The sequence below is a fragment of the Stieleria mannarensis genome, from assembly GCF_014154935.1.
Taxonomy (GTDB): domain Bacteria; phylum Planctomycetota; class Planctomycetia; order Pirellulales; family Pirellulaceae; genus Stieleria; species Stieleria mannarensis.
The window spans coordinates 88,546-111,205 of the sequence record NZ_JACEHH010000024.1; the positions used below are offsets into that span (position 1 = coordinate 88,546).

General features: G+C 59.5%; 13 protein-coding genes. 8 read left to right on the plus strand and 5 right to left on the minus strand.

Annotation, left to right across the window (positions count from 1 at the left end; translation table 11 throughout):
- The first annotated feature begins 178 nt into the window (after positions 1-178).
- Both rtcR and H1B37_RS33900 read left to right on the plus strand, forming a co-directional pair.
- Positions 179-1,804, plus strand: coding sequence for an RNA repair transcriptional activator RtcR (rtcR, locus tag H1B37_RS17255; RefSeq protein ID WP_182867900.1), 1,626 nt, complete (start codon positions 179-181; stop codon positions 1,802-1,804).
- A gap of 272 nt (positions 1,805-2,076) precedes the next feature.
- Positions 2,077-5,355 carry a DUF6797 domain-containing protein gene (locus H1B37_RS33900; protein WP_436298389.1) on the plus strand — a complete coding sequence of 1,093 codons (3,279 nt, stop codon included), beginning with the start codon at positions 2,077-2,079 and terminating at the stop codon, positions 5,353-5,355.
- A 329-nt stretch (positions 5,356-5,684) separates the two neighbouring features.
- Here H1B37_RS33900 and H1B37_RS17265 read toward each other — a convergent pair whose 3' ends face one another.
- Together H1B37_RS17265 and gcvP are read right to left on the minus strand one after the other, a co-directional pair.
- On the minus strand, positions 5,685-7,037 hold the full coding sequence (locus tag H1B37_RS17265; RefSeq protein WP_182867901.1) for an enolase C-terminal domain-like protein: 1,353 nt from the start codon (positions 7,035-7,037) through the stop codon (positions 5,685-5,687).
- Between the two features lie 313 nt (positions 7,038-7,350).
- Positions 7,351-10,344 (minus strand): aminomethyl-transferring glycine dehydrogenase, encoded by a 2,994-nt coding sequence (gene gcvP, locus H1B37_RS17270; protein WP_182867902.1) that lies wholly within the window; start codon positions 10,342-10,344, stop codon positions 7,351-7,353.
- A 370-nt stretch (positions 10,345-10,714) separates the two neighbouring features.
- On the opposite strand from gcvP, the gene H1B37_RS17275 reads away from it, so the two are divergent.
- On the plus strand, positions 10,715-11,038 hold the full coding sequence (locus tag H1B37_RS17275) for a hypothetical protein (RefSeq protein ID WP_182867903.1): 324 nt from the start codon (positions 10,715-10,717) through the stop codon (positions 11,036-11,038).
- On the opposite strand, the gene H1B37_RS17280 is transcribed toward H1B37_RS17275, so the two are convergent.
- Together H1B37_RS17280 and H1B37_RS17285 are read right to left on the minus strand one after the other, a co-directional pair.
- Complete coding sequence (locus tag H1B37_RS17280; RefSeq protein WP_182867904.1) at positions 11,039-12,265, minus strand: RimK family alpha-L-glutamate ligase; 1,227 nt, start codon at positions 12,263-12,265, stop codon at positions 11,039-11,041.
- A gap of 66 nt (positions 12,266-12,331) precedes the next feature.
- A complete protein-coding gene (locus tag H1B37_RS17285; RefSeq protein ID WP_182867905.1) occupies positions 12,332-13,402 on the minus strand; it encodes a succinylglutamate desuccinylase/aspartoacylase family protein in 1,071 nt (356 codons plus the stop codon).
- Positions 13,403-13,570: 168 nt separating this feature from the next.
- Between H1B37_RS17285 and H1B37_RS17290 the strand changes: the two genes are divergently transcribed.
- The 5 genes from H1B37_RS17290 (at position 13,571) to H1B37_RS17310 (ending at position 20,762) form a co-directional block, all read left to right on the plus strand.
- Positions 13,571-14,416, plus strand: coding sequence for a serine/threonine-protein kinase (locus H1B37_RS17290; protein WP_182867906.1), 846 nt, complete (start codon positions 13,571-13,573; stop codon positions 14,414-14,416).
- The gene (locus H1B37_RS17295) at positions 14,417-15,232 is read left to right on the plus strand and encodes a PP2C family protein-serine/threonine phosphatase (protein ID WP_182867907.1); all 816 of its coding nucleotides are present in this window, start codon (positions 14,417-14,419) and stop codon (positions 15,230-15,232) included.
- Between the two features lie 378 nt (positions 15,233-15,610).
- On the plus strand, positions 15,611-16,207 hold the full coding sequence (locus H1B37_RS17300; protein WP_182867908.1) for an RNA polymerase sigma factor: 597 nt from the start codon (positions 15,611-15,613) through the stop codon (positions 16,205-16,207).
- A complete protein-coding gene (locus H1B37_RS33905; protein WP_182867909.1) occupies positions 16,185-20,000 on the plus strand; it encodes a serine/threonine-protein kinase in 3,816 nt (1,271 codons plus the stop codon). The genes H1B37_RS17300 and H1B37_RS33905 overlap by 23 nt, the downstream gene beginning before the upstream one ends.
- Positions 20,001-20,129: 129 nt before the next feature.
- Complete coding sequence (locus tag H1B37_RS17310; RefSeq protein WP_182867910.1) at positions 20,130-20,762, plus strand: Uma2 family endonuclease; 633 nt, start codon at positions 20,130-20,132, stop codon at positions 20,760-20,762.
- Positions 20,763-21,027: 265 nt separating this feature from the next.
- Here the strand turns inward: H1B37_RS17310 and mgtE are convergent, their stop codons facing one another.
- Positions 21,028-22,455, minus strand: a complete 1,428-nt coding sequence (gene mgtE / locus H1B37_RS17315) for a magnesium transporter (protein WP_436298379.1) — start codon at positions 22,453-22,455, stop codon at positions 21,028-21,030.
- Positions 22,456-22,660: the final 205 nt, after the last annotated feature.

The window sequence follows — 22,660 nt, forward strand, 5'->3', positions numbered from 1 at the left end:
GCGTCGGTGGAATCGTTTTTTCATTGCGCGGTTCACAAAAGCGATTGCCGTGCCAAACGATCGGAAAAACGCCTAAGCCACTTCAGGGCAATGGCTTAACGCGATTCTGGCGATTGCAACCGAGGCGTGGGAATTGCGGAGGGCCGATCATTGCATCGCGTGTTCTATAATTATTTCTATGAGCAAGAAACTTGTCGTGATCGGACTTTTGGGCACGAAGCTGGACCACGTCTCGCGGCGGAAGGACCGCTGGCAACAGTGGCGGCCGACGGTTGCCGCCTGCCAACAACCCGATCTGCTGGTCGATCGGCTGGAATTGTTGTTCGACCGGCAGAGCACGGCGCTGGCCGATCGCGTGGCCGCCGACATCGAATCGGTCTCGCCCGAGACCAGCGTCCAGCTCCATCGGCTGGTGATGGACGATCCTTGGGATTTCGAAGACGTCTATGCGACGCTGTATTCCTTCGCCCGTGATTACCCCTTCGATACCGACCGCGAGGATTACCTGATCCACATCACGACCGGCAGCCACGTTTCCCAGATCTGTCTGTTCTTGTTGACCGAATCCCGTCATTTTCCCGGTTGTTTGCTTCAAACATCGCCGACGGGGCGGCAACGGGGCCACAGTGATCCGGCAGGCATGCACCGGGTCATCGACCTGGATCTGTCACGTTACGACCAGCTCGCCAAGCGGTTCCAACAAGAACACCGCGAAAGCCAATCCTTCTTGAAGGCGGGCATCGAAACGCTCGACCCGGATTTCAATGCGCTGATCGAACGCATCGAGCAGGTTACGCTTGCCACCACGTCTCCGATCTTGTTGACCGGGCCGACCGGTGCGGGAAAGACACAGCTCGCCAAACGGATTTTCCAACTCAAGCGGAACCGGGAGTTGGTCGCCGGTGATCTGGTCGAAGTCAATTGCGCGACGATTCGCGGTGACCAGGCGATGTCGACGTTGTTCGGGCACAAAAAAGGCGCCTTCACCGGCGCCACCAGCGACCGCCCGGGGTTGTTGAAAGCGGCCGACGGTGGCGTGTTGTTCCTGGACGAAATCGGCGAACTCGGCTTGGACGAACAGGCGATGCTGCTGCGGGCGATCGAAGAAAAGCGATTCCAGAGCGTCGGTTCGGACGATTCGACGGCAAGCGATTTTCAGTTGATCGCGGGCACGAACCGGGATCTGATCGCGGAGGTCCGCGCCGGGAAGTTCCGTGAGGATCTGTTGACGCGGATCAATCTTTGGACCTTCATGCTTCCCGGACTCGCCGAGCGACGCGACGACATCGATCCCAACCTGGATTTTGAACTCGCCCGGTTTGCCGAATCGGCTGGCCGCAAAGTGTCGATGAATCGCGAGTCGCGAACGCGATTTTTGGCCTTCGCCGCCGACCCGTCCACGCCGTGGCGGGGCAACTTTCGCGACTTGAACGCTGCCGTGACGCGAATGGCGACGCTCGCAAGCGGCGGGCGAATCGGGGTCGAGCAGGTCGACGAAGAAATCGCTCGGCTGCGTCACGATTGGGGCCTCGGCGCATCCGACGGTGCCGATCATCACGCCTTGCTCGAAGACGTCTTGCAGCCCGATCAGATCGATGCCATCGACCATTTTGATCGCGTCCAACTGGCCGAAGTGATTCGCGTTTGCCGCCGATCTAAATCGCTTTCGGCCGCCGGTCGGTCGTTGTTCCAAGTCTCGCGGTTGGCCAAGCAGCGCCCCAACGATGCCGATCGCCTGAGGAAATACCTGCAAAAGTTCGGGCTCCATTGGGATGCGGTGTCCACAGAGCCAACCGCTCGCTGACCGGCCTGCGGATTTAATCAGCTGCACGGCGCTAGCCGCGGTTCTCGCCGCCGAAAACCGGGGCTAGCGCCCATCGGCTGATCGTTAGCTTGTTCATTTCGATTCAATCAACAGGCCGTCACGCGTTCCGCTGGCATAGGATGCCGGCACATGGTGGTCGCCGACGCGTCCCGCGGGAGTTTGGGAGCGTGTAAACTGTGGGGCCGCAATGATCCCACCTTCCGATTCCGTTGATCAAGACTCTTATGCATCCCTTCTGTCGTTGCCTGATTGTGATCTTGGCTTCCCTGGTTGCCGGTTCTGCCCCGGCCGAAACGCTCCGGCACCCTGAAACTATGGAGCAGCAACTCCGTGGTGCGGATCCGGACGATCTGGCCGAGCAAGTTCGATTGCGGGGAGACGCACAGCGCGGTGCGTTGGTGTTCTACAAATCAGCGGCCGCCTGTGCGAATTGTCACGGCAGCGGAGGCGATGCGACGCCCCTGGGGCCTGATCTGGCGACGCTGGGGGCGGTCACCGAGCAAGACGTCATCGAATCGCTGTTGGATCCGTCAAAGAAAATCCGCGAGGGCTACCAGACGGTCAACGCGCTGATGGACGACGGGACGGTGGTCACGGGATTGATCGCGGCCGAGACCGAGGAGTTGGTCACACTGCGATCGGCTTCCGACCTGACTCGCGAAACGGTTCTCCCACGCGACGAAATCATCCAAATCAAGCCGGCGTCCAAGTCGATGATGCCGGAAGGACTGGTCGGATCGCTGGGCGACCAACGCGACTTTTTGGACCTGGTGCGCTACATCACCGAAGTCGCTGCGGGCGGGCGTGACCGGGCCGCCGCACTTAAACCGTCGCCGCAGCAGTTGGCCGTCAAAGACGACTCGGTCGACCTGGATCACGCGGGCATCATCAAGGGGATGCGATCGCGTGACTTTGATGCCGGCAAAGCGATCTATCATGGTTATTGTTTCAACTGTCACGGCAATGACGGCAACACGCCCTCCTTGCCGACCGCACGTGCCTTCGGGACGCAAAAGCTGAAATTCGGTAGCGATCCCTACCGGATGTTCATGACGCTGACGCGAGGCAACGGTTTGATGGCTCCGATGTCACACCTGACCCCCAAAGAACGGTATCAGGTCGTGCTCTATATCCGCGAGCAGTTCATGAAGCCGGCCAACCCCGACTACTTCAAAGTCGACAAGGCCTATCTGGCTGGCCTGCCAGCGGGAACCAAAGACGGCACCGAAATCGAAAACGTCGATCGCGACTTCGGGCCCGCGTTGGCTTCCCAGTTGGAACGCAAATTCAGCAGTGTGTTGACGGTCAAGCTGGGTGAGCTGACCATTTCGTACGACTTGCAGACGATGAACCAGGCCGGGATCTGGCGCGACGGGTTTCTGGACTTGAGCAACACCCAACACGTTCGTGGCCGCGGCGAGGGGACGGCCAACCCGGATGGCAAGCTGATCGATGGTCTGGCGGGGTGGCAATGGGGACATGACGGAACGCTCGATTACTCGCGCGAGGGATTGTTGCCACGCGGGCCGCTGCCGACCAAGTGGATGGATTATCGCGGCCACTACCTGCATGGCGACCAATTAATGCTGCGATACTCGATCGACGGTCGCGAGGTGATGGAGCTGCCGACGCAAGGTACGCTACGAAATTCGGTGCGACATTCGCTGCGGATCGGGCCGGGAAAACCGCTTGTGCTGGCGGTCGCCGGTGCAGATGCGTCGTGGAAGGGACCACGATTGGTACCGGTCGACGGCGGGCGTCATCAAACCGACACTTCAAAGCCGGGTGCTGCCGAAGTGATCGCCGTCGTCTCCGACAAAGCGGGGAATTCGTTCGATCGATTCACCGCCGCGGCTGTCAGTGGTGATACCGCTGGGTTGACCTGGAAGATCGACTCAAAGAATCGCTTGCAACTGGTGATTCCGGCGAGCGGTCAAACGCGGCAAATCGACGTTCACCGCATCGCCGGACGATCTGCGACCGGGGGAAGCGAGCGAGACAAACACGCTTCGCTGGCCCAATTCCAAACTCACATCGCCCAGCATCGCTCCACCGCGTCACCGCTGGACTTCGATCGATTGACATCCGGCGGCCCGTTGTTGTGGCCGGACGTGCTGGAAACCACCGGCTACCTCGGCTTGGAGCGTGGCGGCTATGCACTGGACACGATCACGATTCCCCAGTCCACGCCCTACAACACCTGGTTTCGAACGTCGGCCTTGGACTTCTTTCCCGACGGGCGCATGGCGCTGGCGACGCACGGCGGTGATATATGGATTGTCTCGGGAATCGATGCCGACTTGTTGAATCTGAAATGGAAGCGGTTCGCCGGCGGCTTGTACGAACCGTTCGGCGTCAAGGTCGTCGATGGAAACGTGTTCGTGACCTGTAAAGACCGCCTGGTCAAGTTGCACGATGTCGACGCCAACGGCGAAGCGGACTTTTATGAAAGCTATAGCGCCGACCAAGACGTTTCGGTCAACTTCCACGCCTTCAACTTCGATTTGCAAACGGATAACGAAGGCAACTTTTACTATGCCAAAAGCGGTCACGGCACGGACTCCGACATCCCCGGTGCGGTGATCAAGGTTTCCGCCGACGGTCGGCATCGCGAAGTGTACTGCACCGGATTCCGCACGCCCAATGGGATGGGCAGCTTGCCCGACGGACGCATCGTCGCCAGCGACAATCAAGGGCAATGGACGCCGGCATCCAAGATCAGCCTGTTGAAACCGGGCGGTTTCTACGGCTGGGTCGGCAACTATTCGATCCCCGGCATGTGGGCGCCCGGCGGCGGAACGATCGACTTGGACAAGGTCGTCCCGCCGGATTCGTTTGACCCGCCGCTGGTTTGGATGCCTCAGGAGTTCGACAATTCTTGCGGCGGACAAGCCTGGGTCGACGACGAGCGTTGGGGGCCGTTGTCGCGGCACTTGTTACACACCAGTTTCGGCAAGGGGTGGATGTACTACACGATGATCCAGGATTTCCCCGATGTGTCACAAGCCGCAATCATCAAGCTGCCCTTTGATTTCAGCACCGGCATCATGCGTGCCCGAGTCAATCCGGCCGACGGCCAGGTCTATGCCACCGGATTGCAAGGCTGGAACGGCGGCGGCCGAATTGGACTGGCCGACAAAGGGATTCAACGGCTGCGCTACACCGGCCGGCCGCACAAGATGGTCAGCGACTGTAAGGTCCAGGCGGACGGATTGAAGCTGCGATTCAATTTTCCGCTCGATGTCGCCTCGGCAACGGATTTGGACTCCTATGACGTCAGCCACTGGAACTATCGCTGGGAGAAATCTTATGGGTCGGAGATGTATTCACCGGAAACCGGCCAGATCGGCGTCGACCCGATGAACGTCACCAGCGTCTCGTTGGGCAGCGACGGCGAGAGTGTGTTGTTGAACGTCCCCGATCTGGAACCGGTCGATCAGGTCCACGTGTTGTTGAAGGTCAAGGCCCGCGACGGCCAGGATTTTGAAGAAGAGATTTACTGGACGATCAATCGGGTTCCGGGGGATTGATCGGTTGCGGTCACCCTGCCAGGCATTCGTGTCGACATAACTTCTTAGAATTGTTGAAACCCTCCCCTCCAAGGTCGAGTTGTATTGGGAATTAACCCTCCCTAGCAGGGAGGGTCGAGCGTAGCGAGGGGAGGGTCGACTGTTAAGTGACGGATTTGATCGTAGCGGAAGTCGCCAAGACTTTCGCAAGCCGCGGCCCTCTCTGGCGTTTGCTTGCTGCGCAAACGCCGTCTCTCCCAGAGGGAGAGAATCTAAGTCGTTTGCCAAATCTTGCAGTAATACAATCGACGGTCCGCGGGAGGGTAAAGTCTTAATCGACCACTGCGATGTCACACCGCGCCCAGGCCCGCGCCGTCCAGGCAACTGGTGTCCATCGACCCGTCGCGGACGACAAAGATCCCCGGGAACTTGTCTTCCCAGGGCAGGTTCGCGTTGGGGCAGTACTGCCGTGAATTGGATTCGATCGCGGCGACGCCGGGGACGTGGGCGGCGATGGCGGCGGAGTGAATCAGCGAGGCGCCCGGGCAGGTCAAGTCTTGGACGCACAGGAACAGCCCCAGCTTTTGTGCCGCGACGGCCATCAACATCGATTGCGACTGGCCCTTGCACGCCTTGAGCGCCGCGCCGGTGTAACCCATCTCGCGGGCTAGCATCAGCGATTCCAGATCGGTCAACGATTCATCGATCACGACGGGCTTCAGCTTCGCCGCTTCGTGCATCTTGTTTTCCGGGTGCGCCTTCAGGTCGCGCGCCGTCGGTTGTTCGATGTACTGGACGCGATCAAACCCTTTGGGGGTTCGCTCGCGCAGCTTTTCGAGCATCTCGATCAGATAATCGACGTGGGGGCAACGCTCGTTGAAATCCAGCGAATAGAACCAGGTATCAACGCCGCGTTCCGCTTGCGTTTCCGCGGCGATGCGGTCGACCTTGACGATGCGTTCCAAATCCCATTTGACGTCGTCGCCGTTGAGTTTGAGCTTCATGTGCGTCAAGCCGTTGTACCGAATCCACTCGGGCAATGTGTCGGGTAATCCGTCGCCGGTGGGCTTGTCCAATTCGCCCTCGTCGAGCGGGTCAAGCGCGCCGACCAGGTGATAAAGCGGCATTCGCGGCTTGGGAGCGTCCAACAAAAAATCGCCGATCCAGTCGCCGGCATAATCGGCGCCGAGGTACGCACCGACGTCTCGGCTCATGAAATCCTGGCCGTAGGTTTGGAAGCAGTTCTTGCCGTGGACTTTTCCGAAGGCGTCGTGGATCGCCGCGTCAAAGGGGCTGCCGGTGACCATCGTGGCCAGCATCGGAATCGGTTCGACCAGGTCTAATTCCTTGCTGACGTCCGCCGCCGCGTCCAAATAAAGCTCTTCCAGCGCCATGCCCAGGTCGACGGGGTGGCCGAATTCGGCGTGGTCACCGGCGATCGCTTCACATCGCCCGGCCAGCGTCGTCATCGCGCCCAGGGTCTGGTCGTAATTCATCTGACGCGAGGGGAACGCCCAGATGTTCGACAGCGGCATCGACCCGAATCCGGTGGCCGTCTTGCCGTCGCGGGTGACGACGTCGCAGTGGACGTTCAACACCGTCGCTTTGTCGACCGGCATGCCGCCGAATTTCATCGTCGTGCGATAATCGTGGTGCTCGTAACTGGTGCGAACGCCGGTGATGCGAATGTCGGTGGGCTTCATGGTTTCAAACAGTCCGGTTGTTGGGGGGAGCGACAGGCCGAAATCTTACCCCACGCTCCGACCTCGTTCCAAGGCTCCGCCTTAGGACGCTGGTGTTGGTCTGGCTTTGACACACGTCGCCTGCGGAAATCTTCCTACCTCGCTACCCAGCCACGGCATCCTGTCACGTCGGTCGCGATCGGGAGAGGATTGGGCAGAATGATTCGGGGCAGAATGATGGAATGCACGTGGGATCGGATTAAATCAACAGGCCGCTCGCTCACGCTTCCCGCTGGGATGGGGCGCGGTCGACAGGCTGGCAGCCTGTCCCACGTTACTGCTCGTAGTCGCTCATCGGGATACAGCTGCAGACCAGGTTGCGATCGCCGTAGGTGTTGTCGATGCGACCGACGGTGGGCCAGAATTTTGCGTCGCGCAACCAGGCGGCCGGCCAAGCGGCTTGCTCGCGGCTGTAGGGATGCGACCAATCATCGCTGCCGATTTCATGCATCGTGTGCGGGGCATTGTGCAGCGGGTTGTCGTCGCGATCCATTTGGCCGTCTTCGATCGCCTGGATCTCTTTGCGGATTGCGATCAGTGCGTCACAGAAGCGGTCCAGTTCTTCCTTGGATTCGCTTTCGGTCGGCTCGATCATCAACGTTCCGGCGACGGGCCAAGACATCGTCGGCGCGTGGAACCCGTAATCCATCAACCGCTTGGCGATGTCGTCGGTTTTAATGCCGGCGGTTTTCTCGAAGCTGCGGCAATCGATGATAAACTCGTGCGCGACGAATCCGTTGGCGTCGGTGTACAGCACGTCGTAGTGTTCGGACAGTCGTTTGGCCATGTAGTTGGCGTTCAGAATCGCGACTTGCGTGGCCTTCTTCAGCCCCGCGGCGCCCATCAGGGCGATGTAGACGTAGCTGATCGTCAGAATGCTGGGGCTGCCATACGGGGCCGCGGCGACCGGGCCGATGGCAAATTCGCCGGCGGTGTCGGGGCGTTCGACGGGGTGTCCGGGCAGGAACGGAACGAGTTGCTTGGCCACACCGATCGGGCCCATGCCGGGGCCGCCGCCGCCGTGGGGAATGCAGAATGTCTTGTGCAAGTTCAAGTGGCAGACGTCGGCGCCACAGATGCCCGGGCTGGTCAAACCGACTTGGGCGTTCATGTTCGCACCGTCCATGTAGACTTGGCCGCCGTGCTGGTGAATCACGTCGCACACTTCACGGATCGTCGGTTCAAACACGCCGTGCGTGGACGGATAGGTGATCATCAGCGCGGACAGGTGATCGGCGTGCTTGGACGCTTTGGCTCGCAAGTCGTCCATGTCGATGTCACCACGATCGTCGCACTTGATCGCCACGACTTTCATGCCGGCCATCACCGCCGATGCCGGGTTGGTTCCGTGGGCCGAGGTCGGGATCAGGCAAACGTTGCGGACGTTCTCGCGGCCTTCCGATTTGGCCATGTGTTCGTGGTAGGCGCGGATCACCAACAACCCGGCGTATTCCCCTTGTGACCCCGCGTTGGGTTGCAAACTGACCGCGGCGAAACCGGTGACTTCGCACAGCCAGCGTTCCAGTTCGCGGAACATGTGCGTGTAGCCGCGCCACTGGACGTCGGGGGCAAACGGGTGGATGTTCGCAAACTCGGGCCACGTCACCGGGATCATCTCGCTGGTCCCATTCAACTTCATCGTGCAGGACCCCAGCGGGATCATGCTGTTGGCCAACGAGAGGTCGCGGCCCATCAGTTTAAAGATGTAACGCAGCAATTCGGTTTCGCTGCGGTAGCTGTGAAAGACTTCGTGGGTCATGAAGTCCGACGTGCGGGCGAACGCGCCCAGGTCCAACGTGCCATCGGCGTCGGCTTCGTTGACCAGTTCATCGACGTCGAAACCGGTGTAGTGCCCGAAGTTGAACGCGGCCAGCAGGTCGGCCACGAGCGCGCGGTCGGCGGTTTCGTCCAGCGTGACGCCCAGGGTTCCGTCGTCGTATTCACGCAGGTTGATCAGCCGTTCGCGGGCGGCATCGGCAACCTGTCGGGCCGCGTGCGTGCGGCCCTTGCCCAGCCGGATGCGGATGGTGTCAAAGATCGGTCCGCCGCCGAGTGTTTCGTGTCCCAATCGCGCCAGCCCCTTGGCCAGGGCGGCGGTGTAGGCTTGGGTGCGTCGGGCGATATCGGTCAAGCCTTCGGGGCCGTGATAGACGCCGTAGAACGAGCTGATGATCGCCAGCAGGGCCTGGGCGGTGCAGATGTTGCTGGTCGCCTTGTCGCGGCGGATGTGTTGTTCGCGGGTTTGAATCGCCATCCGCAGCGCCCGATTGCCGTGCACGTCTTTGGAGATCCCGATGATGCGTCCGGGCAGCTTGCGGGCGTGTTTTTCATGTGTCGCGATGTAAGCGGCGTGCGGTCCGCCCAAGCCCATCGGCACGCCAAAGCGTTGGGCGCTGCCGACACAGATGTCCGCGCCCCACTCACCCGGCGGCGTCAAAACGGTCAGCCCCAGAATGTCAGCCGACGCGACCGTCATGCAGCCGCATTGTTTGGCTTTCTCGGCGACGTCACGGTAGTCTTCGATGCGGCCGTCGGTGGTCGGGTATTGAACCAGCAATCCGCACAGCCCGCCTTCGCCATGTTCGAAATCGATCTCTTCGACCGGGCCGATCTTCAGGTCAATCCCAAGCCCGTCGGCGCGTGTTTGCAGCAGCGAGAGTGTTTGGGGGTGGCAATCATCACTGGCCCAGAAGCCGGTTTTCTTATGCGAGGCGATCGAATAGCACATCGTCATCGCTTCGGCCGCCGCGGTCGCTTCGTCCAACAGACTGGCACCGGCCAGCGGCAATCCGGTCAGGTCGGCGATCATGGTTTGGAAGTTCAACAACGCTTCCAAACGGCCCTGGGCGATTTCCGCTTGGTAGGGCGTGTACTGGGTGTACCAGCCCGGATTCTCCAGCACGTTCCGCAAGATCACCGGCGGGGTCACCGTGTCGGTGTAGCCCATGCCGATGCACGAACGGTGAACTTTATTTTTGCCGGCGATCGTTTTCAGTGCCGATAAAAATTCTCGTTCGCCCCGAGCCTCGGGAATCACCAGTTCCGATTCGAGCCGAATGTCGCGGGGAACGGTCGCGTCGGAAAGCCCCTCCAGCGAGTCGAATCCGACCGTCGCAAGCATGGTTTCCAAGTCGGACGGGGAGGGCCCGATGTGCCGTTTGGAAAATCCGTCCACAAAGTTGAGAATACGGGTGGCTGCGGAGCCATTGGTTCGCGATTCGCTGGACAGAGGCGTGCCAGAGGAAGGCTTGGTCGACGCGATGCTCATCGGAAAGGGGTTCTTCGTAGCGTGGGAAGAATTGAGAGGGTCCTATCGTAGAACAGTGAGAAGATTGTGTCAGCGGGCTAAATGGCGTGCCGGCAGGGCGAATTTGACGCGGTGGCGATACCGGCTTGGTCGAGGGTAGCGGAACTCGCCAAGAGTTTCGCCGGCCGCGCAACTTGCCGAAAGCCTTGGCGGCTTCCGCTACCTTCAGGATTCTGATGCTGGTTTTGGGCAATCCACTCGGTCAGTTTTTCCCCGTTTGCTCGTAACACAATTTCACGCCTTCCGCTTGCTAAACTGAAGTGTTGGTTGCGACCGTCGATCGAGCGGTAACCACTGGCCCGTTGGAATTTGGAAAGCGAGGAAGAAATCGATGCGTCGATCTTGTGTGTGGTTATTCGCGGCCGTGGTCGTGATGGGGACGATCAATTTGGGTGACGCGGGGACCGCCACGGCGGGCCGCGGGTTCCGGCTGTTGCGTGGTCGCATGTCTTCGCCCCCCCGCACATACTCGACCCGACAACCCGTTTCGAAGTGGCGCAAGACATCCACGTGGTCGCGGCAAACGCAACCGGCAGCCAACGTCCCGCGGATCAATGGCCCGCGGATCAAGGGCCGCCATGATTGGCCCGGCGCTATCGGTTCACCGCCGGCCAACGACCAGTTCTTTCAAGATGTCAACGGATATTGGCGGTAGTCATTGCGCCGCTTCGGGATCGTTGGTCATCGCTTCGTGGGCGACGGGCAGATCGGGCAAGTCACGCACCTTGGGCTTGCGGATTCGGCGTGTTTTCTTGGGGATCAGCCCCCGCATCAATTCCAATTTTCCGAAGCACAACAGGCGATCACCGGCCATCAGCACGCGGTCGGCCCTGGGGTTGGGGATCACGGATGAACCGCGGTAGAGCGTCAGGGCATTGATGTCTTTTTCTCTCAGCCCAGATGCTTGGATGGTCTTGTCGACGAATTCGGATCCCTCGGGGACGTGGATTTCGGCCACGCCGTAACCTCGGCTGACGGTCAGACGTTGCCGCAAATCGATTTCGGGGAAATCGACCTGGGCGGCGATGTAGTCGATGATGGAACCGGCGATGTCCAGTTGCAGGCAGTGTTCGATGCCTTCCAATCCGGGCGACGAGTTGACTTCCATGATCTGCGGGCCGTCCTTGCCTTCCAGCATGTCGACGCCGGCGACACGCAACCCCATGATTTGAGTGGTTCGGATGGCCGCGTCACGATATTCCTCGGGCAGGTCGACCGGTTCGGTCACACCGCCACGGTGCACGTTGCTGCGAAACTCCTGGCCTTGGGCGACCCGCCGCATGGCGCCGACGACTTGGTCTCCGACCACGAACGCGCGGATGTCTTTGCCCTTGCTCTCGGCGACGAACTTTTGGATCAGCACGTTTTGTTTCTGACTTTGCAACAACTCGACGATCGCTTCGGCTGCCTTGACCGATTCGGCCAGCAACACGCCGATGCCCTGCGTGCCTTCTAACAGTTTGATGATGACGGGCGCCCCGCCGACTCGCTCGATCGCCGGCAACACATCCCGTTTGTCGCGGACGAAGGTGGTTTCGGGGATGCCGATCTGGTGCCGGCTAAGGATTTGCAGGCTGCGGAGTTTGTCGCGGGAATTGGAGATCCCGGCCGAAGAGTTCGTGGTGAAGATGTCCATCTGTTCGAACTGCCGCACGACAGCGGTGCCGAACTGGGTGATGGAGGCGCCGATGCGTGGCAGCACGGCGTCGTATTCGGACAGGTGTTTGCCGCGAAAGAACAGATCGGGTTCGGCCGGTTTCAGGTCGATCGCGAACTTCAACGTGTCCAACACCTTCACCTTGTGTCCGCGTTGGATGGCGGCTTCACGCAATCGGCGGGTGCTGTAGCAGCGAATGCTTCGCGAGAGGATTCCGAGTTTCATGGCGACACCGTATTGGCGATTCGGTTGATGAGAGAAGGAAAACGGCGGGACAAGAGGAACGGCAGTCTAGTTTGGATCGACGATTTGGATGTTCGTCGACAGGTGTTCTTGGGCGGTTCGTTGAACATCGTCGGCCTGGGAATGTTTTTCCACGCGGCGGGCACTTTTGGCGCCGGCCAGGCGTCCCAAATGGACGACGGGTTCGCCGGGCTGGACCGCCGGCAGCGTCGACATCCCGATCACGATCCCGTCAAAGGGGGCCAGAAGTTGGTTTTGGTCTTGATGGACCAGCGTGCTGTTGGTGGCGATCGGCTGGCCGGCGGCGACCGTGCTGCCCGGCGAGACGTGCATGTCCATGAACCCGCCGCGTTCGGCGCGGACCCACTTGGTTTGCTTGATCTTGACTTGGCCGGCGGGCATTTCGGGGTCGCCGTCCATCATGTCCAATTCTTTCAGCACGTTCAGGACGCCGCGTTTCATGCAGTCGACGATCGACGGTTCGACCTTCCAGACCTCGCCGCCTTCGACCACGATCGTCGGGCAGCCCGACAGGGTGGCTTCGCGGCGAAACGATCCCTTGGGGCCTTTTCCGTCCAAGATCACGCCGGCGCCGAACGCTTCGGCCAGCCGCATGCACTGGGGGTTGCGAAAGTCGGCTCGGACGTTCGGGTAGTTGGTCCGGCGGACCGCGGCGGTGTGCAGGTCGATCCCAAAATCACTGCGTCGGACGATGGCATCGAAGATCACTTTTGCCATCCGCGTGGCCATGCTTCCGCTGGCGTTGCCGGGGAAGCAACGATTCAGGTCACGGCGGTCGGGCAGGTAGCGCGAGTGACGCTCGAACCCCAGCACGTTCAGGACGGGAATCAGGACGACCGTGCCTGCGGTCAGCTGCAATTCGCCGTCGGCGATCAGCGAGCGGATGGCGCCGGTTCCGTTGATTTCGTCCCCATGCAAGGCCCCGGACACGAACACCGTCGGGCCGTCCCGGTGGCCGCGGATCACCCGCACGGCGATGCCGATGTCACGGCTGCTGTAACTTTCGGTGATCAATAATTCCGAGTTGACCGATTCACCGGGGGCGACGGACTTGTCGAACCAAGATTGGACCGAAGAATGGGATGGATCTGGAACCATAGGGGAACGATCGCAAAGCACGCGGCTTTTGATGAGTGTCGGACAATTCATCTTCTATTATATGGCAGACGAGGTGCTTGTTGCAGCGGGCAAGCGTTCCGATTGGGGCGGCAAACCGCGGTCCGATCGAGTACGATCTGTTGATCATTGGGTGTTGACTGGAAACGCATGGCAAAACGATCTGACTATCCGATCTCCCGCGATCCCCCACGGCTTCGCGTGGGCAGCCGTCTGGGCAAGTACCGGCTCAATCGACGGATCGGGCAAGGCGGCTTTGCCGACGTCTATGCCGCCACCGACACCTTGCTGTCGACCAAGGTGGCGCTGAAGATCCCCAATTCAAGGTGGGTCACGCCGGAGCTGATCGATGAGTTCCGACGGGAGGTCAAACTGACGATCGAGCTGGATCATCCCAACATCCTGCCGATTCGCGACGCCCGGTTCATCGAAGGGCACTTTGTCATCGTGTCGCCGTTGGCCAAGCGGACGCTCAATGACCGGTTGAGCAAACGGATCCGGTTCGAACTGGGGTTCGAGTTGATGTCGCAATTGCTCGAAGCGGTCTCGTATGCCCACGCGATGGGGGTGATCCATTGCGACATCAAACCCGAGAACATTTTGCTGTTCGACGACGATTGGTTGCGGCTGGCGGATTTCGGCATCGCCAAGGTGGCCCAGCAAACGATCAACGGTTCGGGCACCGGGACGCTCGGCTACATGCCACCGGAGCAGGCGATGGGAAAGCCGTCGGCCCGCAGCGACGTGTTTTCGCTCGGTCTGATCGCTTACCGATTGTTTTCGGGGAAATGGCCGGAGTATCCCTTCGATTGGCCATTCCCCGGTGCGGCGACGATCCGCAAACGCGTGCATCCGGATCTGATCGGCATCATTCGAAAATCGGTGGCCATCAAACCGCGAGACCGCTATGCCGATGCCGGTAAGATGGCCGCGGAGTGGGAAAAATCGCGAACCAAGGCGATTCGACACGTCCTTCGAAAACGAAAGTCCAGTTAAATGGCCAGCCGGCAAAGCGTTTCCACATCGATGCCCCCGACGCAGCTGTATCTGGAATGTGAGATGGAGCAGCCGGAGGTTTTCGATCATGCCCAGGGCCGCGTGTCGGCGTTCGCACGCACCTGTCCCGGCAAACAAGAGCCCAACGACGACAGCGCCGCAGTGATCCGAACCTTGGACGACGCCCTGGTCATGGCCGTCGCCGATGGGGTCGGCGGATCGCCATCGGGGCACCGGGCGTCGGCCATCGCGATGCAATGTCTGGTCGAAAGCCTGCAGTCCCAGACCGACAGTGGCGACCTGAGACCGTGGATCTTGGACGGGATCGAGAAAGCCAACGACCGCATCCTCCAACTCGGGATCGGAGCCGGAACGACGCTCTCGGTGGTCGAGGTGCAGCAGCGGATCGCGCGGGGTTACCAAGTCGGCGATTCGATGGCCTTGATCGTCGGCCAACGTGGCGTGATCAAGTGGAAATCGACCTCGCATTCGCCGGTCGGCTACGCCGTCGAATCGGGGATGATGGGCGAGGAGGAAGCGATGTACCACGACGATCGCCACTATGTCTCGAATCTGGTAGGGTCCAAAAGCATGCACATCGAGATCGGGCCGGCGGTCACGTTGGCGGCCCGCGATACGATCGTCTTGGCCAGCGACGGACTGTTCGACAACTTGCATCTGGACGAGGTCTGCTCCCTGGCCCGCGTCGGCCCGCCGGTCCAACGCATCCGCCGGCTGATCGATCAGGCGACCGAGCGGATGCACACCGATCGGGGCAAGCCCGATGATTTAAGCATCGTGTTGCTCGCGCCCTAACGTGGGGTAAGCATCCTGCTTGCCATCCGGTGCCAGCGGGACGCGTGGGCGAGCGGCACATGGGCGAATTCTCGATCACCACGTACCACCGGCATCATCGCTTCGTTTTATCGACGAGGCCAAACCGTCATTTCCACGCGATTGAGTCAAACGCCGGGAACGATTCAGCCGTTATCCATTCGCCGAAGCCGACGACAAACGATTGGCAATGAATTGAATTGCCTTCTGCAACGAGCCGAATGATCAACGTCGGAGTTCTCCGGTCGATGCAGAACCTGCTGAAGAGCCTCGGAAATCGGTCATTTTTCCCTCGACCGAAAATCCTTTCCTTTTTCCTGTAACAATTGACACCGGGATGTGGGTTACTCGTGGAGTCAAATGATGCAGGATCCCGAAACACGACCGTCGCTGATCGGCCAGCTACATGACCCGGCATCACACGATGCCTGGGCGGAGTTTGTCGGTTTGTACCAGCCGGTCGTCTATCGGGTCGCCCGCGGGCGAGGGCTGCAACATGCCGACGCCGAAGATATAGCGCAGGATGTTTTCGCTACGGTTGGCCGCAAGGTTGGCGAGTTCGATCTGGGACGATGCGGTTCGTTTCGTGGCTGGTTGTTGAAGATCACTCGCGACCAGGTCGTTAACAAACTGACTCGCGGCCCTCGTGATGTCGGCAGCGGCGATTCGGAAGTGCAAGCGATGCTCGGCGAGCAACCGGCACGCAGCGAAACACTGACCCTGCTGAGGGTTGAGCACCAGCGAGCCCTGCTGGCGAGGGCCGCCGAACGGTTGCGTGGTTCGATCAGCCCACCGATCTGGGATGCGTTCTGGATCACGGCCGTCGAGGGAATTTCGATCGCGGAAGCCGCCGAGAGATTGGGGAAGACTGAAGGAAGCGTTCGCGTGGCCCGTTGCCGCGTGTTGGCAAGACTACGAAAAGAGGTACAGGACCATGATTGCCCGTTTTCATTATGACCGCAAAACGCTGACTCGCTTCTTGGATGAAGAAGCCGGCTCAGAAACGGCTGAGATCGCGTCGCACGTCGAACAGTGCGAGGAGTGTCAGTCGGCATTGGAGTCGCTGATGGGAGATGGATTGACGATGGACAAGGCGGGTGAGTTGCTGCGTGGTAGCGCGAGTTTTCAGCTTCCGGATCTGAAAGACGGCAAGCCGGAAGCTTGCCCCACCTTCCTTCAATCGTCCGACGATCCCGGCTCCATCGGTCGTTTCGCCCGCTACGAAATCAAACGAATTCTCGGTCGCGGCGGCATGGGGATCGTGATGCAGGCCCTCGACACGTCGCTCGGTCGTCATTGCGCCGTGAAAGTCCTCGTTCCCGAACTGGCCAGCAGCGCCGCGTCCCGCCGGCGGTTTTCACGCGAAGCTAGAAGTGCCGCCGCCGTCGTTCATCCGCACGTCGTCCCGATTCAAACCGTCGATGAATACAACGGAATACCGTACCTGGTGATGCCGGTTGTCGAAGGCCAAAGTCTACAACAGCGAGTCGACGCGGACGGCCCGTTGTCGGTCATCGAAACCGTCCGCATCGCTTCACAGGTCGCCGAGGGTCTCGCCGCCGCCCATGACCAGGGCCTCGTCCACCGCGACATCAAACCCGCCAACGTGTTACTGGAAAATGGCGTCGAACGAGTCCAAATCACCGACTTTGGTCTCGCCCGCGCCGTCGACGACGCCAGCATGACTCGGTCGGGCGTGATCGCCGGCACCCCGCAATACATGTCCCCTGAACAAGCTCACGGCGACACGATCGATCACCGCAGCGATCTGTTTTCACTGGGCAGTTTGACTTACTTCATGCTCGCCGGCCGCAGCCCCTTCCGAGCCGAGACGACGATGGGCGTGCTCAATCGGATCGGCAATGACGAACCACGCGGTATTCGGTCCATCAACGCCGATGCCCCCCAGTGGTTGGAACAAATCGTGTTGCGGCTGCTTTCCAAATCGCCCGATGATCGTTTCCAATCGGCCGCCGAAGTAGCCGAACTGCTGCAGAACTGGCATGCCCACCTGCAACAGCCGGACATCATGGTCCGTCCGCCTGAGCCGACGGCGCTAGCCGCGGGCCTGCCAACTCACACGTCGACTTTCAAGGATAGCGCCGACAGCTCACGAGGCCGATTCACCAAATGGCTGATCGCCACCGCCGCCCTCGCCTGCTTTGCAGTCCTCGCAACCGTGATCGTTCTTGAAACGAACAAAGGCACCATTCGTATCGAAAGTAATTCGCGGGCAGACGTTCCGATTCGGATCATTCAAGGCCAGAAAATCGTCGACCAACTCAGCGTTTCTCTCGAGGGTGCCACAACACGTTTGAGCGCAGGCAACTACCGAATCGAAGTCGATGGCGAAGCAACCGACGTTCATCTCTCAGGGGATCGCGTGACGTTGAAACGCGGCGAGACTTGGTTGGCGAAGATTGATGTCCGCTTGGCAGCGGACACCGTGCGTGAATGGAACGCGTATGGCTTCGGTGATCGGAATGGCCCGAATTCAATCGACGTGGCAGTACCGAATTACCAACCAGAAAAGGCGTTCGCCACCCAGAAGCATCCCGCCGCCAAATTCGTGCCAATTCTTGGCCCGACAACGCAAGGCGGCAACGTGAGCGCCCTCGATCCTCCCAGCGAACAGGAAATCCTCCGCGTTCTAGAGTCGCAACGTCTTGCAAACGGCAACATTCCATCGATCTGGAAAACACGGCGAGAGAATCTGCGAATAACGAAAGAAAAAATCGCAGACTACATCGATCCTCCTCGCATGTACCCTCTGATTGGTCCAGCACAACTCCACCACGCACACTACAAATGCACGGTCTATTTCGATGGAAAACAAAAAATCGATCATCCAATCCCCCATTCCATTGACGAACGCGATGTAATCAAAGTGGTCTACATCGATCACAAGCATTTTCATCTGATCAGCGACGCACCATCAAGATTTCATAGTCACGGCAAGTCCCAAACAGCAGGTGCGTCAGAGGATACCAACAGCTTGACTGTCAAAGTCGAAGCGTTCAATCGCAGAATGATCGCATCTGATGGCGACGATCACCAGCCTCTGCTCACCGTCGACGAACTGCTTTCACTCAGCCGATGGAAACTGCAGACCGATAGCGAGCTCTCCGTCGAAGTCAACGATTTACTCACCGACCTTGGAATCGGACGCTATTTGCCAGAGCAATGGATGATCGAAGGAGGTCAATCGGAGGTCGTGACGGATGATGGAGAGATCAAGATTTACACCATTGAACTGGTTAACCGTTACACACACTCAAAGGTTCTCGTTCGCAAACGCTACCGTGCTCCACCCGTGAACTTCCAGGCCCCCAGACAGCCCGCCGCGATTGAACGGGCAACGCCGCTGGCTGCTGCGATCACCGAGTTCAACGCGATGCATCATTCCGTCGATGGCAAACGTCAGCCGCCGCTTACTGTCGATGAAGTGCTGGCCGCGATTGTGGATTGGAACTCGCGACGCAATGAAGCTTCGGTTGACAACAAAACCTTCGCGAGCTTTCAAGAGATCGCACTGACTCACCAAATTCCAGACGGGGCGAAACTGGCAGTAATTCCGAGTTTCGGGAGCCTAGACGGTGACACCTTCAGGATTTGGTCGGTGCGAATCGTGATGCCTCAAGTCGCAAAGCCCGGCCACACCGATGCGTTTCTAATACGTCAGCAGTACATTTCGGTCGACTCGGCGACGGACGGTGTGGTCCATTGGGGCAAGCCAAATGACGTGGGCTTGCAAGCGGGTGTTCGGTTGATCCCGGGCCAGCGGTCCTATCAAGTTGGTCAATCGATCAAAACGGAATTCGTCTATCGCAGCATCTCTGGCAAAGCGATTGACGTCACGATTCCGAACATCTTCTCGCATCAAAAGCTGATCGCGAAGGACGCAAACGGAAATGCCCTCGATGTTGTTGAAGTTGAAGACATGACAATCGGCGGCGCGGTGGAAACCGAAATCGGCGAGAAGCCAACGGTCAAGCGTGGAAAGCCACTTGCCCTCGGATACATCACGCCGGTTTGGGGTTTTGATATCGGCAAAGGACATCCAGCGGAGACCAATCTCACCGTCACCGACGGACTTGAGTGTTTCTTGACTTATGTGGTCAGCGATCTCGATGGCGGCGAATTGCAGACGGGCGAAGTGGTGTTCGAGGTCGCAGGGCACAAGACTGACACGTCGTTAGGCTTCGACACAAGTGCATTGCAGCCCGGCGCGGATGAATCGAGAGCTGAACCCGCCGAGCCGAACCCAGCTTTCGCCACTCCCCATTCGCTGATGACGTATTACACCGACTGTCAGTTTCGTGACGACGAGTTGCAGGACGTGCAGCGCAACAAGGCTGACGAACTCGAAGCGTTACTCGCTCGGTCGATGATCGACAACGCGCCCACGATCGCCAAGGCAGGGCTGTCTCAAGCCGCCGCCAGCATTCGCGAGCGACTTCAAGGCGATGAATCTCGCGAGCCGACGCAAAACGAGCTGATCCTGACCGCGGCTACGCCTTCGATGTTAAAGAATCCTCGCCAGTTCGTGCTGGAATTCGACGCGTCTGACGAAGCCGTTCCTGACGAAGCCAAAAGGCCAAAGCGACGGAAGAAATACGAGATCGAAACCGACGCGAAGGGCGTTCGGGCCATTGATGTCAATGAACGCAGCCGCATGGAACTGAAGAAGATCGACGGTCGATGGTGGATCGACGATCCCTGGGCGGAAGACGAGGAAACAGGGTTTTGAAACTAGGAATATGTGCTTCACTGCGTTGCCACGTCAAAGGTGTGTTTCAGGGAATGACGCTGTGACTGATGTGCGTGGGTGTTATAGTGTCAGAGCAGACAGCCCTTTCTCCGGCAATGGAAAATCCCGATGACGATCGCTTCTCATCTCGAAGATGCTGAACAGCGTGTGACGCTTGGCAACGTTTCGTGGCAGACATACGTGGACCTGTGCGAGAGTGCGGACAATCCGCGTGGCCGGCTGACGTACGATCAAGGAGAACTGGAAATCATGTCACCTTCTTACTTGCACGAAAACGTTGGCCGTCTGATCGGACGCATGATCGAAATGTTCACGTTTCATCACCAGATCGAAATTCACAGTGCGAAATCAACAACCTTCAAACGCGAACGTAAACAAAGAGGGTTTGAGGCAGATGAGAGTTACTATATTTCTCACGCGTCAGCCATACACGGGATCAGCCACGTCGACCTGGAAGTTCATCCGCCACCGGATCTCGTGATCGAAGTAGACATCAGCCGCAGTTCGAGTCTGAAGATGCGCGTCTTCGCTGGACTCGGAGTCGGAGAAGTCTGGTGTTTCGATGGAGAAAAGGTCATTGTGTATCGACTCAGCGGAGACGCCTACGAAGTCTGTGGAACGAGCACGGAACTGCCCCGTTTTCCGCTCACTTTGATGAATACTCTGCTAACGCAACGCAGCGAACTGAGTGAACATGAAATGATTTCCCGTTTTGTGAAGTCAATGGATAGTGAGAGATGAAATTTGCGGCGAAGCCGCCTTCAGAGCGTTCAGGATACATCTTTCGCATCGCCTTCGTGGGGCGCATCGGTTTCAGCACAATCCCCATGCCGCCCTGGCCGATCACACTTTCAATCTCATAGCGACCGAGTCGACCCAGCAACTCGGCGTGGCGGAGCGGCCTGAGCATCGTGTTGCGAACGCCCTTCGCGTTGGGTAAGCATCCTGCTTGCCATGCGGTATTTTCTTGGGGGGGGAACCGCAAGCCGGAGGCTTACGCGACAGTTCAGGCCACCAGGCGCGAGAGCAGCAGTGTGGCTAGGCCCAGGACAAAGAAAAAACCGCACATGTCTGTCACCGTGGTTAGCAACGGACCACTCGCGACAGCGGGGTCAAACCCGAATCGCTTGAGCACCAGCGGGACCACACCGCCGATCGAAACGGCGACCAGCGTGTTGGCGAACAAGGCAACGCCGACGACCAGTCCCAAGTAGCCATTGCCGTCAAAAATCACCGCGCAAATCGCGACCAGCAGTCCCAGCACCGCGCCGTTGATCAATCCCACCGAGACCTCTTTCCACCAGACACGGAAGACTTCCGCGGGCCGCACCAGCCCGAGTGAAAGTTCACGCATGCTGACCGCGACCGCCTGGTTGCCGCTACAGCCGCTCATGTCGCTGATGATCGGCAGGAACACAGCCAACGCGATCACCGCTTGCAGGGTTTCTTGAAAGTAAGCGATCACCGCGGCGGCACCGATGTTTAGCAAGATGTTGATACTCAACCAACTCAACCGACGGCGGGCACGTAACCACAGCGGCATCGAACGCAGTTCTTCGCCACCGACGATCCCCTGGCTTTTCAGGTAGTCGCTTTCGGCCGCACGTGTTTCTTCGTAATTGACCGCTTCGCGGTGCAGGATTCCCAGCAACCGCCCACCGCCGTCGACCACTGGGACGCCCAGGAAGTGATGGGCATCGAACAATTCGATCAGGTCATCCAGCGGCGTCGTGTCGAGCACCGAGATCGGATCGGTGATCATCAGCTCGGACAATTTGGACCCGCGGCGGACGAACAGCAGGTTTTGCATCGGCAGCACGCCGACCAGCGCGCCGTCGTGGTCGCACACGTAGGCGTAACGGACATCAAAATCGCTGTAGATGTCGGCGTTCTTGTTCAGCTCTGCGATCACATCGGCGACCGTCATGTCGGGAGTGAAGCGGAGCATTTCCAGGACCATCATCCCGCCGGCGACGTCATCCTCGTAGGACGCCAGCTGGCGGGCGGCGTCGGCTTCAACGACCGGCAGCACGTTTAAAATGGCCGCCGCCTGCTGGTCACTCAAATCGCCCAGCACGTCGGCCTGTTCGTCGCTGGGCAACTCCTGGACGATCGCCGCTGCGGTGTCCGGTTCCAGCGACGCGATCGCATCGGCCGCCTGGACTTCCGGCAATGCCGCGATCAAATCTGCGGCGTCTTCCGCGTCGAGTTTCTCCAGGACCTGGACGCGGTGGGTTTCGTCCAACCGGCTCAGGGCGAGTGCCTGATCGGTCGTCGTCAGCTCCGACAGAAACTCTTCCAGACTCTCCGGATCGCCCTGTTCGGCCAGACGCGTCAGTTCTTCCCAGGGGCGATCGGAAACAAGCGTCTCGCCGTCTTGCGAATCGAATTCGCCGTGCGCATCGATGGTGTCCGGTTCGTTGGGTGTCTTCACGGTTCCAGCCTTTCTAGTCAATCGGTCGAGGGGGCTGTCAGTCTGACGCGGATTCGTGTGCTGGCAAGTCGCGTTGTGCCGGGGGGAGGAAGAAGATCAGGGGCTCGACAGTGGGATAGGCTTCCAGCCTGTCAAAATCTTCACCTCGTCCCGAGACTGGGGATAAGCCGGTCGCCTAAACGACCGTGACAGCCCGGAAGGGCCA